General features: G+C 45.8%; 10 protein-coding genes. 6 read left to right on the top strand and 4 right to left on the bottom strand.

The features are described 5' to 3' along the window. Nucleotides 1-357 precede the first annotated feature (357 nt). The 6 genes from ACJJJB_RS20640 to ACJJJB_RS20615 all read left to right on the top strand — a co-directional run bounded on the left by ACJJJB_RS20640 (nucleotide 358) and on the right by ACJJJB_RS20615 (nucleotide 5,972). Entirely contained in the window at nucleotides 358-846 is a 489-nt protein-coding gene (locus tag ACJJJB_RS20640; protein WP_020413589.1) for an Hcp family type VI secretion system effector, read from the top strand. 163 nt (nucleotides 847-1,009) lie between these two features. Then, the gene (locus tag ACJJJB_RS20635) at nucleotides 1,010-2,917 is read left to right on the top strand and encodes a type VI secretion system Vgr family protein (protein WP_282951857.1); all 1,908 of its coding nucleotides are present in this window, start codon (nucleotides 1,010-1,012) and stop codon (nucleotides 2,915-2,917) included. A gap of 16 nt (nucleotides 2,918-2,933) precedes the next feature. Next, a complete protein-coding gene (locus ACJJJB_RS20630; RefSeq protein ID WP_020413591.1) occupies nucleotides 2,934-3,512 on the top strand; it encodes a DUF6931 family protein in 579 nt (192 codons plus the stop codon). A 2-nt stretch (nucleotides 3,513-3,514) separates the two neighbouring features. Continuing rightward, entirely contained in the window at nucleotides 3,515-3,808 is a 294-nt protein-coding gene (locus tag ACJJJB_RS20625; RefSeq protein WP_020413592.1) for a PAAR domain-containing contractile injection system baseplate protein, read from the top strand. Nucleotides 3,809-4,391: 583 nt separating this feature from the next. After that, on the top strand, nucleotides 4,392-4,796 hold the full coding sequence (locus tag ACJJJB_RS20620) for a DUF6795 domain-containing protein (protein WP_020413593.1): 405 nt from the start codon (nucleotides 4,392-4,394) through the stop codon (nucleotides 4,794-4,796). 21 nt (nucleotides 4,797-4,817) lie between these two features. After that, nucleotides 4,818-5,972: a lipase family protein gene (locus tag ACJJJB_RS20615; protein ID WP_020413594.1), complete on the top strand. Its 1,155-nt coding sequence runs from the start codon at nucleotides 4,818-4,820 to the stop codon at nucleotides 5,970-5,972. Nucleotides 5,973-6,069: 97 nt separating this feature from the next. Here the strand turns inward: ACJJJB_RS20615 and tssH are convergent, their stop codons facing one another. From tssH to tssE, 4 genes are read right to left on the bottom strand one after another with little or no spacing between them, the layout of a single operon-like run. After that, nucleotides 6,070-8,739, bottom strand: a complete 2,670-nt coding sequence (gene tssH, locus ACJJJB_RS20610; RefSeq protein WP_020413595.1) for a type VI secretion system ATPase TssH — start codon at nucleotides 8,737-8,739, stop codon at nucleotides 6,070-6,072. Nucleotides 8,740-8,778: 39 nt separating this feature from the next. Further along, nucleotides 8,779-9,909 (bottom strand): type VI secretion system baseplate subunit TssG, encoded by a 1,131-nt coding sequence (gene tssG / locus ACJJJB_RS20605; RefSeq protein ID WP_020413596.1) that lies wholly within the window; start codon nucleotides 9,907-9,909, stop codon nucleotides 8,779-8,781. Continuing rightward, a complete protein-coding gene (gene tssF / locus ACJJJB_RS20600; protein WP_020413597.1) occupies nucleotides 9,873-11,702 on the bottom strand; it encodes a type VI secretion system baseplate subunit TssF in 1,830 nt (609 codons plus the stop codon). Before tssF ends, tssG begins: the two co-directional genes overlap by 37 nt. After that, the gene (tssE, locus tag ACJJJB_RS20595) at nucleotides 11,702-12,175 is read right to left on the bottom strand and encodes a type VI secretion system baseplate subunit TssE (protein WP_020413598.1); all 474 of its coding nucleotides are present in this window, start codon (nucleotides 12,173-12,175) and stop codon (nucleotides 11,702-11,704) included. The genes tssF and tssE overlap by 1 nt, the downstream gene beginning before the upstream one ends. Between the last annotated feature and the right edge of the window lies 1 nt (nucleotide 12,176).

The raw sequence follows: 12,176 nt of genomic DNA, 5'->3' as shown, positions 1-12,176 counted from the left end.
TTTTAAACAACCCCGATAATTGAAATAATTTTAATTGGTGTAAGGAAGCTAACAATTCTTAATATTTTCATATTTCTTCCAAATTTTGGCGGGACGGAAAATTAAACCGTAATTCTCTGTATATTTAATTGGTGTCAGAGTCGAATACGCTCAGCGGGCATATACCCAACAACAGTAAAAGGGCTTCGGATAATTGGTGCCAGAGTCGATTAAATAACGAAAAATTATGGTTTTTTTTTGCTTTTCTCTCTGTTTAAATCACCCCAGTTGCCACTGCGACGTTACCTGAGCTACTGACTCATCGCCGTGGTAAAGGATTAACCACCAACATCAAAAGCCAACCAAGAGGGAATCCCCATGGCTATCTACATGAACTTCAATAACAAAGCCACCAAAGGCAACGTCACCGCCAAAGGTTACGAAGACTGGATCGAAGTTGACAGCTTCAACTTTGGTGTTGGCCGCGGTATCACCATGGAAGCCGGTGCTACCTCCAACCGTGAAGCCTCTCGCCCCAGCCTGAGCGAAGTCACTTTCACCAAGCGTATTGACGCTTCTTCCGGTGGTTTGTTCAAGTCTTCTGTCACTGGCGACGAAGGTGTGCCCGTAGAGATTCATGTTGTACAGACCGGCGCCAACTCTGTAGAAAAGTACGCTGTTTACAAGCTGACTGACGTAATCATCTCCTCTTACAGCATTGGTGCTTCTGCCGGCGGTGCTCCTCAGGAGTCCGTATCTCTGAGCTTTGCCAAAATCGAAGCCGAACTCGACCACGCTGATAAGACTAACAAGAACCCGAAGAACATGAAGGTTGGATACGACCTCACCACAGCGACTCCGCTGTAATTGGTTCGACTCTTTTCGGGTTGAACGGTGGCCTGCAGAGTACCTGCGGGCTACCGCCCTCCAGTTCTTTAGCTGAGTGCTTATACGAGCACTGACCTAAAGAACTGCAGATTTCTAAAATCTCATTTCTTATTTGGCACCGTAGGGATAGTTGGGGCTGCCCATGGCTACACTCAATCAAGATAAAAGAATGATTACGGTCGACAGCCCAGTCGGCTCGGATGCTTTGATCGCAACGACCTTACAAGGCGAGGAGCATGTCTCCAAGCTATTCCGCTATGAAGTACAACTTCTTTCTGATGATCACGCTATTGAGCAAAAAGATCTTGTCGGCAAACCAGTAACTGTTTCGATTCACCACTCTGAGACACCACGCCATATTAACGGCTATGTTACCCAGTTCTCCCTTCACGATGTAAACGCCGAAGGCGTGCGTAGTTATAGCGCAATTCTTCAACCTGGCCTGTGGTTCACGAGCCTCGGAGGCTCCAACAGAGTTTTCGAAAAGAAGTCCGCCAAGCAAATTCTTGAAGAAGTTCTCGGTGAATACAGCAAGGTTATCAAACTGACCTTAAAGCTAAATGCCGAATACATCACCCGTGAATACTGTGTACAGTTTGATGAAAGCGACTTTGAATTTATCAATCGCTTAATGGCTGAAGAGGGTATTTCCTACTACTTCAAGCACTCTGAAGGGCAGCATGAGCTTGTACTCTGCGATGATCCTCAAGATTTTTACGACTGTGAAAGTGAAAAAATTGAGTATGACGGAGGCGGTAGCCATCCCACAAAAAACACAGTGAGTAGCTGGAGAAGAAACTTCAACTACCATGGCGGCGGTTTTGAGCTCAAAGATTACAGTGAATTTACTGCTACCAAAGACAATAAGCAGCAAGTTAAAACCACCAGTAAGCTGAATGATGTTTCTAACTACATGCGCGGCTTATATGGCCTGAACCACTTCCAGGCTGATGGTGAACACAAGCACAAATTTACTGATAGCTACCATAAAGCACTGGCAGAACGTGCTATGGAAGCACAGGAAGCGCTATTTGATGTCAGCCATGGACGTAGTGACTGCCCCTCCTTTACTGCCGGCGGACGTTTTAATTTTGATCACACGTTGTCGTCAGAAAAGGGGAAGTATCTTATTACGTCTGTGCATGTTTCAGCTGCAGACGGTAACAGTAACGAAACCCACTTCCACAATACCTTCAGCTGTATTCCTTCTGCGGTAATGCCACGCCCACAGCCGAATGTTTCTGCAAAGAAAATACACTCACCACAAGTGGCACGTGTATTGGAAGTAAAAGCAACCGCATCCGACAGTTCTCAGGACCCCTACACCCAACTGAAAGTGAAGTTCCCCTGGAACTCACAACAAAATAGTTGCTGGGTCAGAGTGATGCAGTCTTTTGCCGGAAAAAACTGGGGGGCAAACTTTGTACCCAGGGTAAACCAGGAAGTGGTTGTTACCTACATTAATGGCGACCCGGATAGACCATTGATTACCGGTGCAGTATATAACGGCGATAATCCAGGCCCCAATTACACCGCCACCCAAAGTGGCTGGAAAACCGAGTATGAGGGCAGCACCTTTAACGAGTTGCGCTTTGATGACAAAGGTGGCAACGAAGAAATCTATATGGAAGCCGGTAAGGATCACAACTTTGTTATCCATAATGACCAAACTGGCAAAATAGAAAACAAGCAAACTCTGGAAGTTAAACAGGATCGTAGCATTACCGTAACTGATGGTAGCGAAGTAGTCACCATTGCCAAAGGTGACCAAAAATTGAATGTGGATAAAGGAAACCAGACTGTCACGATTGGTTCAGGCAATCACACACTCAAGATTAGCAAAGGATCGCAAACCACAGATGCTATGGGGGCTATCAAAATATCCTCAAAAGCTTCAATTGAATTAAAGGTTGGGGGCAGTAGTATTAAGCTAACCCCAGCGGGAATCACCATCAAAGGTACAATGCTTTCCTGCAAGGGAGATGCTACAGCTGAAGTTAAAGGCGGCGGCATGCTCACCCTGAAAGGCGGCGTGACTATGATCAACTGATGGGGATTAACTAAGAATGACTGACCTGATCAAAGTACAAGCACTTACCGCAGCGGAACTGCTAAAAAATTTTGAGGTGAGTGAAGAAGCGGAAGAGCACCTGGTGCCCGATACTGCGCCCGAGGTCAGCATTAACCAACTGGTTGACGCGGGTCTTTATCCCGATGCGATCAAACTATTGGCACATGGGCTCCCCAAACGGGAAGCTGTTTGGTGGGCCTGTCTCGCAGCTCGGGATATTCAAAGCCCAGAAACTGATGAAGACAATGTAAATGCATTAGTCGCTGCGGAAAGCTGGGCCAAAAAGCCCAGCGAAGAGACTCGGTTAAAGTGCAAAACCCTGGGCGATAAAACCAAGCACAAAACCCCAGCGAGCTGGGCTGCTACAGCAGCGAGTTGGTGCCATGGAAGTCTGGCGGCGGAAGGTGAGCCTGTGGTTGAGCCGCCAGAACATCTTTATGCACACGCCGTCGCTGGTAGTGTCACTCTCGCTGCAGTTTTATCTGATCCAGTGGATCCCGGCAAAAGATTCGCAAGATACATGAATCAAGGGTTGGATCTGGCTCGTGGCGGTAATGGCAGGATAGAGGACTAAATATGGGCAAGCCTGCTTCACGAATTACTGATATGCATGTCTGTCCGATGGTGACAGGTACTGTACCTCACGTCGGCGGGCCGATCCTCAGCCCAGGTGCTCCAACGGTCATTATCGGCGGAATGCCCTCAGCTACGGTTGGCAGTGCCTGTACCTGTGTAGGACCACCAGATACTGTGGCTATGGGCAGCACTACCGTACTGCTGCAAAAGAAGCCTGCTGCCCGCATGGGAGATACAACTGGCCATGGCGGCAAGATTGTAATCGGATGCCCCACAGTACTGATCGGTGGCTAAATAATATTCCACCTATGGCGCCTTGTATATAAACAATAGATTGTCTGAGCAAATAATAAAGAACCTACCGTTGTTTAGACAAACAAGCGATTATTTATCTTAAAATAATCTGGTGACAGTAACGAAAAACTGGGCTACGTACAAAAAACAAGTAGCCTCTTTATTTTTTAGCCTGATATCCATTAGCTTCAAAGCTAATTAGCTGCATATAAATTTATATATTCTTATCCACTCAGGATGAAGTGCAAATATTAGCTTCAGGTCTTTTCTTGCACTTCATAGAATACAGCCCTGCAGCTACAACTGGATAAATAGTTCTTAGGAAACAAAGGCTAACTTGTCATAGATAATATTAAAAATTACGCTTTAGTTAGCGCATGCACCCATGGCACTCATCCACAGGCAGCGTCAAATAGAACCAGGCAAGATGAAAAAACCTTGTCAGCTTTAAAATTATAAATCTAAAAATTCAGCCCATAAATCCTAACATGAAAAACTTACCCTTATGCACAATAAAATATTGCCCCTCAAAATCACATTAATAATTTTACTTCTTCTATCTATTTCAGGAGGAACTTACGGAATGGCATTTTTAAACCCGCTAAAAGCATGCACATTTTCAGAAATGAAAATCCGACTCACCTTAAATGGTGAACCTGCCGTAGGCGCAAAAATTATTCGCACGATTGACTGGAAAGATGAGCAAATTGACTTCTTTACTTCAGATGAAGACGGAAATGTTGATCTTCCTGCAAAATTTGAAAATTCATTTACTCAGGTGCTACCTGTAGAGTTTATTTCCTCACAAAGTATAAACGTAGAATATGAAAATAATAACTATTTAATTTGGATTTATGCAAAAAGAAATCCTGGTGAAAACTCAGAAATGAACGGTGACCCAATTAATCTATCGTGTGAACTCTCTGACGAGCCAAAAACAGAAAGAAAGTTCAAGTCAGCGGTAAAGACTTCTTGCAAATTTATTTAACCATAAAAAGGATTCAAAATAATGCTCACACCACAATATAGTGCTCAGCTTGCTGCAGATATTTACTTAATCAAGAAACCTAATGACCAAGAGATTTTCTTTGATCTATACAAAGATGACTTTGACATAAAAGAAAACCTCCCCAATAAAATACAAGGGAAAACAGGTGCTTTTACTCTAATAAAAAGTACTCACGCAATGGGCATCGCGACATGTGGTAAAGATAACTTTAAAGGGCAGGCTTTTGTAGCTCTGAAAGGAACTGCCAGCGGTTACGACCTATTAACAGATCTAAATGCAGGTATTAAACGATTCCATACTGGCGGGTCAGTACATCAGGGCTTCTACTATACTTTTGAAAGTTTCTTTCCCCAGCTAGAAAATTTTTCTCAAAATCTTCCATCTAACATACATACAATACACTGCGTTGGACATAGCCTGGGTGGGGCTCTAGCGACTCTAGCTGCAGATTGGCTCTCCTCTAACACAGGAAAAACTGTAAAACTCTACACCTATGGGAGCCCCAGGGTTGGACTTGATCAATTCTCCAATAATTGTAAACGCCGATTAACTCCTCACAATATCTACCGAGTTTATCATCGAGCCGATGCTGTTCCTATGGTGCCTACTTGGCCATTTGTTCATGTACCGAGCGGTGGAATAGGAGATTTTGAACTACCAAGCCCAAGCTATAGTCCTCTTACTAATCATAGCAGCGAAACCTATATTGACTCTGTCGCACCGAATGAAACGAGTCTAGATTGGGATACTGTTAGACAAAGAAAGCCTAAAGGTAATTTGGATAAAAGTATCGAAGCCTGGCTTAAATCAGATGGTATTCTCTCATTATCCATGAATACCGCTTGGATTGCAGGAGAGGCGTTACTCTGGGTCTTAAAGAAGATCGGTCATTTGGCTGGAATCTCTTTGGTTGTCGCAGGAAGTACAACATTTACCATCTTAGACAGGTTGGCAATATTCCTACATAACGCCTACCAAGTAAGTAAAGATATTTCCTTCTGGGTAATGCGGCTAATACGTAGATTTGCTCAGTTAATCGGTATGACTATTGTGGAAGGAGTTGACATCACGGTCTCATTTATACGCATGGTGTTCTTACGTATGCATCGGGCTATCTCTGACTTAGTAATGAGAGCAGGAAGAATGATTCATTAATCTGACTTAGCAGAAGTAACTATAGCAATATGGCATTAAGTGGTACCCAGCCCAGTAGTGCAATCCAGTTGACTCCACTACTGGGCTAGTTTTCTGATTATTCTACGTTATAGGCAAAGTCACCTTCTTCAGTCGCGGAAACTTTAATTACCTTAACTTCTTCACCTTTCGCCATCTTATCCAGGCACTCACTAGCCAATTCAGGTAACAGAGTTTTATTTAAGATCACCTCAATATTACGGGCGCCAGTATCAGCTTCATGACATCGTGCTACGATATTGATAAGTACATCCTCATCATATGAGAAAGATGCTCCGTAGTGCTCACGCACTCGTTTCTCAATCTTGCGCATATTGATTTTACAAATCTCAACCAGATCCTCATCATCCAGCGGGTAGTAGGCAACTACATTAGCCCGGCCGAGGAAAGCCGGCTTGAATTTCTGTAACAGATGAGGACGGATATTATCCAACAATACATCCGGTTCAGGCTTTTCCTCAACTTGGTTAAAGATAGCTCTGATAGCGTCTTCACCAGCGTTTGAAGTCATGATAATAACTGTGTTCTTAAAGTCGATATCACGACCTTCACCATCCTTAATCGTGCCTTTATCAAACAAATTGTAGAAAATATCCTGCACACCCGGATGGGCTTTTTCCATTTCATCTAGCAGGATTACTGAATAAGGCTTACGTCGTGCAGCTTCAGTGAGCACACCACCTTCTCCGTAACCAACATACCCTGGTGGAGAGCCCAGAAGCATGGAAACTTTATGCTCTTCCTTGAACTCAGCCATATTAATTGTGGTAATACTTTGCTCACCGCCAAATAGCTCATCCGCTAAAGCCAACGCAGTTTCGGTTTTACCCACACCACTGGTACCGCAGAACATAAATACCCCGACAGGCTTACGGGGATCAGTCAACCCAGCACGGGAGGTACGGATTGCCTGGGCAACGGCCTCAATTGCGTGTGGCTGTCCTATGACACGCTTATTCAGCCGGTCGGCCAGTGTCTTCACTGCAACAATTTCATCGCTCACCATTTTGCCTACCGGGATTCCAGTCCAGTTGGCAACTACCGCAGCTATTGCCTGCTCGTCCACCGCAGGCTGCATGAGTGGTGTATCTCCCTGGATCGCCTCCAGATCAGAGATAAGAACTTTAAGTTGTTCTTGGTAGTCTGCCAACAAGGCAGCATCGGGAGTCTCTTCACTATTACCACCCTGAGTTTTTACAAACTCAGCGTCAATCAGATCACGCAGTTTCTGAATCTGCTCAATCAGCTCATTTTCCTGAGTAAGTTGCTGCTCCAGAGAGGCCTGGCGCTGCTCTTCAGCTTGCTTAAACTCTCTCAATTCAGCCAATTGCTCTTCGTGCTCACCCATTGCCGCATTTTCACGTTCCAACTTGGCCAGAGTGGTAGTAGTGCGATTAATATTAATCCGAGCATCTTCAATTGCCCCCGGTGTAGCCGACTGACTCAAAGCCACCCGAGCACAGGCGGTGTCTAATAGACTTACCGACTTATCGGGAAGCTGGCGGCCGGGAATGTAGCGATGGGACAATTTCACTGATGCGATAACTGCTTCATCCAGAATACGCACCTTGTGATGCTGTTCCAGGGAAGTAGCAATACCACGCATCATATCAATAGCATTGTTTTCATCTGGCTCTTCCACTTTTACCACTTGGAAGCGTCTGGTGAGGGCTGGGTCGCGCTCGAAATATTTTTTGTATTCCGCCCATGTCGTTGCAGCGAGAGTACGCAATTCCCCCCTGGCCAACGCAGGCTTCAGCAAGTTAGCCGCATCACCCTGTCCTTCCTTACCACCAGCACCAATCATGGTGTGGGCTTCGTCAATAAATAAAATTATTGGCGTAGCTGAAGCGCGTACTTCTTCGATAACCGATTTCAAGCGATTCTCGAACTCGCCCTTTACGCTGGCGCCCGCCTGTAACAGGCCGAGGTCGAGTGTACGTACAGCGACACCACGCAATGGCTCTGGTACATCACCACTGGCAATGCGCAATGCAAACCCTTCCACGACGGCGGTTTTGCCAACACCGGCTTCGCCGGTAAGAATTGGGTTATTTTGTCGGCGACGGGTTAGGATATCGATACACTGGCGAATCTCTTCATCTCGGCCGAGTACAGGATCGATCTCACCCTTTTTGGCTCTTTCGGTGAGGTTAATAGTGTACTTGTCCAACGCCGGCGCCTTGCTGGCCGCTGCGGCCACCGCAGCAGCTCCATCACTACTGGCTGCCGCAGCTCCTACATGGCTGGATTCTCCGCTCTGACCAAACATCGCTCTAGCTGTTTCACGGACAGATTCCGGGGCTATATTCTTGAGTTCGGGACAAGACTCTAGGATTTGTCGGCGGGAAGTTTCTTCCAATAATAGCGCCGCCAGGAAATGCCCGGAACTGATAGCACGATGGCCATAGTCAATTGAAGCAAGCATCCAGGCATTTTTACCTGCCTCTACAATAGTCGGAGACAGCGCCGGTGGGCGGCTGCTTCCGGAACGGAACCCAGCAATTGCCGTTGCCAACTGTTTGGCGAAATTGGCTGGGTTACAATCATGTTTTTCCAGCAGGTGATACAGGTCTGTATCAGACTGGTCCAACAATTTGAGTAGCCAGTGCTCTAACTCTACATTGTACTGGTTCTGTGCCAAACACAAGCCGGCAGCCCCCTCAAGAGAGTCACGCATGTGCGGTGTCATGGTATCCACTAACCGCTTCAGATCAATATTAATCACGGCGTAAAGGTCCTTTTAAAAATTATTGTTAAATATTACTTATGCTGCTGGTAAAGCTTCATCGGGTGATAAATTTTCAGCACTTAGCGTAATCTGCACTGGATCTACAGCTTCCTGCTCACTGGCCATATGAGTATTCCATCCCAGCAGGGGCTCATGTTCAGATTTCCGATTTAACTGTACCGGTGACACTTGCTTGGAAGGCAGTGATACGGAAAGTTCAAAATCCATTTCAATACCTGCGCTAAACTTAATAAACGCTTTTAATGCTTCCAATTTCTGGGTTCCAGGAGCAATTGTCATAAATTGCTCATAGGCCATTGGTTCTATAATCACCCGGAATTTATTCTGTGCCTGGAAGCAATGAGTCCCCAGGATCGTGTTGGTACCAAGGCAATTATTCACCCCATCAGGAGCCTCATCACACGGAAGTCTACAGAGAATATCTTTGGGTAACGCATCCCATTGCCCCTGGAACTGCTCAATACTCACGATAAGATTAAAGTAGTGCTTGATCATACTGGTCAGAGCTGCCGCAGAGCATCGCTCCTGACCAAGGTGGCCGGCCATTCCCAACATTGCCTCATCAGGTATAGGCATCCGGTAACGCATTTCACTCGTGCCGAGTCCAGCCAGGGAAGCAATAGCTTGGGTGAAAAGATCAGGTTCACGCTCAGTGCGTAGGCGCTGCCGTTCATAATTCACTGGAAGTTGATATTTGTACCAAGCTTGGTAGAGCAGTGACACATGACGATGATTGAACATATCGAGAAAATCACGCAGAGCCGTGTTATTTTCCCTCAGCTCTTTTTGCACAAGCTCAGTCAGGTAGTAAGGCATAACCCCCTGACTACCGATCAAACCGGTAAACCCAACCTCCATATGCCATTGGCTGACATCGGCGTCCTGCCCTTGTGCCCCAACGGATTGTTTTTTCTCAAGGCGTAGAACGTCTGACCCAACAAATGAAAGCCCCGATTGAGCGCTAAAACGAACCAATTCTTTGGATGGTGGTGCGGCTCCGGCAATAGGCTCTTTACAAAACCCGCCATCCGACATTGACACTGCCCGCTCTACCAGACGTACAGCCTGAAAAAAGTCGAAATTGTAGGGTTCTCGGCGCAGCCGCTCTATTACAGTAAAGCTTTTTCGCCGGCGCGAGGTGGCCATCTCTTCAAGTCTCCATCTCTGCCACTCATAGTGGCAATCAATTTGGTAAATGAATTAATAGAGCAATAGAGTCCTAAAAAGCGCTCAATAATACTGGCAAATAAGAGTGGGCTAGTACCAGTAAGCATCATAGAATCGAGTTCTATTTCCACTTCAGTACCCCGGCACAAAACTACACTCTGATCGATCTGTATCGGTGCGGTAACAGGCTTGGTTTGCAACTTAAGCAACGACTCAATTAAGTTGCGCGTGCTGGCAGAATCGCGAAAATCATATAGCCTGAATATCTCCTTGAGGGCGTCACAACCCTGATCACCTGATAGTGAAAGATGATTCAAATTCAGGTGCGAAATTAATCGCCAGAAACCACGCTCTCTTCTCGGAGGTCTCAATGTCGCTGTTGGCGCAACCACACTGGAAATACGACTGGCTGGAACATCTCCATCCACCACCTCTAGATAAGGTTGCGAATTTCCACTGGGTAGTTTTTTTGGCAAATTGCGATTACAGCAAGTTAGCTTGATATCCAGCGTCTGGTCACTGATTCTGTGTGGATTAAAATCGAGATCTACCAGGCTGATATCAACCTCTGAAGCCTGTTCATTGCGATGCTCACCTTCAATAACATCTCTGCGCTGGCTGTACCAGAATGCCGATTGCTCCGCATGATGCTGACTATGCTTAATGCCATAAAATGGTCGGTAATTGGTCGTTTCTCCATCACCATCTGTCGCAGCGACCTCGTCAATGGAATAAATCTCCAAGCCATCACTGCGGCGAGCATCGGGCACAATATGATAATTATATTGAGTGTGACTCAAGGGGATTGGATCAGCACTCTGACTAAATAAGTTGATTACCGGAGTGCAGCCAAGGGCAAACATACTGGGAACCAGTTGTTTTTCCAATTCTTCATGGGTTTCAGAAAGATAGAAATAGAGATTTAGTGTATCACCATAGCTCTCATTCAGAGCATTCTGCAAATTGGCAATATCCAGAAATAGGAATTTTTCTGGAAAAGCAAAATATTCTGTCAGTAGCCGATAGCCAATAAATGCTGTATCGGGGTAAGGCAACAATCCCTGATCTTCGTCCAGCCCTACCTGTTTGATATCATCAGGAGATAGAAATGTTGGTTTAGGGTCACTCTCACCATTGGCTACTACCAACTTTACACACTTTGTCAGCAACAAATCGTAAAGAGCATATACGTGCGTAGCTTGACCGCGCAGGAAAAAACGCAAATTTTCCGGTGTCATTTCCGCAAAACTTAAATCCGGGCTCAAAGCTTTTAAGGACAATTTAAGAACCGCATTTGCCCCCTGGATATCATTACAACCAGGTGCAATAAAGGGCCTGGGCATCAGACTAGCGCTCACGGGCTGAAATGGACTGATATCTACCGGATAATTAGTAGTAAAGCGGCAGGTCTGTCCTTGAAAACTTTCACTTTCCAATAAAGTACCAGCTGCCACCGGAGTGATAGCATCGAGATCTGCATCCGGCTCAAACTGTACAATAGCGCAGGAGGGAATTGGCCTTAGATAATGCGGATAAAGGGTTTCCAGCATAGCATCTGTCAGCTCGGGAAAATCATCGCTGAGTTTCTGCTGTACCCTCGCATTCATATAAGCGAAACCCGATAACAAGCGTCCCACGAGAGGATCGTCAACTGTTTCCGCATCCAATTGTAATCGCGAGGCCGCTGCGGGATGCATCCGAGCAAATTCAGCAGAAGTTTGCTGAATAAAGGCTAATTCGCGCTCATAGAGATCGATTAATTTTTCACTCATTACATAATCTCAGACACGTCTACCAGTTGGGTCACAGGGTTCAGGGCCGAATCAAACACAATCACTTCTGCCGCCGGGTTCACATGCAATACAGCTTCGACTCGAAAACGAATACTCGGATCCTCTACATCAACCTTTTCCTGGGTTGTGACTTTTACCGAGCGAATTCTTGGCTCAAAATTTAGGATTGTTTTTTCTATATCCCGGCAAAACTGTTTCCTGCTGCCCAATGAAGATAAATTTACTGTGGATAAATCCGGGAGACCATAATTAATATTAGAGTGCTCAAGATTATCCAGTCCATCAGGAGCAGAAATACAGCGATAGCGCGTATTAAATAGGTACTCGAGATCGCGTCGCACTCCCTCACGTAATTGCCTCAGAACCTGATGGGATTGATGTATATCCATTCTGCTAGAAGAATCCAGCAGTCTGTCCAGAACCGGTGCCAGCAGGCGCTTTTCCTTTGCCATA

It is taken from the genome of Microbulbifer variabilis (assembly GCF_052468405.1).
This window is presented reverse-complemented; position numbering and strand designations above follow the sequence as displayed.

Bases quoted from the DNA above. Each gene is read 5' to 3' on its own strand.
- ACJJJB_RS20640 (WP_020413589.1), top strand. From the start codon at position 358: ATGGCTATCTACATGAACTTCAATAACAAAGCCACCAAAGGCAACGTC.
- ACJJJB_RS20635 (WP_282951857.1), top strand. From the start codon at position 1,010: ATGGCTACACTCAATCAAGATAAAAGAATGATTACGGTCGACAGCCCA.
- ACJJJB_RS20630 (WP_020413591.1), top strand. From the start codon at position 2,934: ATGACTGACCTGATCAAAGTACAAGCACTTACCGCAGCGGAACTGCTA.
- ACJJJB_RS20625 (WP_020413592.1), top strand. From the start codon at position 3,515: ATGGGCAAGCCTGCTTCACGAATTACTGATATGCATGTCTGTCCGATG.
- ACJJJB_RS20620 (WP_020413593.1), top strand. From the start codon at position 4,392: ATGGCATTTTTAAACCCGCTAAAAGCATGCACATTTTCAGAAATGAAA.
- ACJJJB_RS20615 (WP_020413594.1), top strand. From the start codon at position 4,818: ATGCTCACACCACAATATAGTGCTCAGCTTGCTGCAGATATTTACTTA.
- tssG (WP_020413596.1), bottom strand. From the start codon at position 9,909: ATGGCCACCTCGCGCCGGCGAAAAAGCTTTACTGTAATAGAGCGGCTG.
- tssF (WP_020413597.1), bottom strand. From the start codon at position 11,702: ATGAGTGAAAAATTAATCGATCTCTATGAGCGCGAATTAGCCTTTATT.
- tssE (WP_020413598.1), bottom strand. From the start codon at position 12,175: ATGGCAAAGGAAAAGCGCCTGCTGGCACCGGTTCTGGACAGACTGCTG.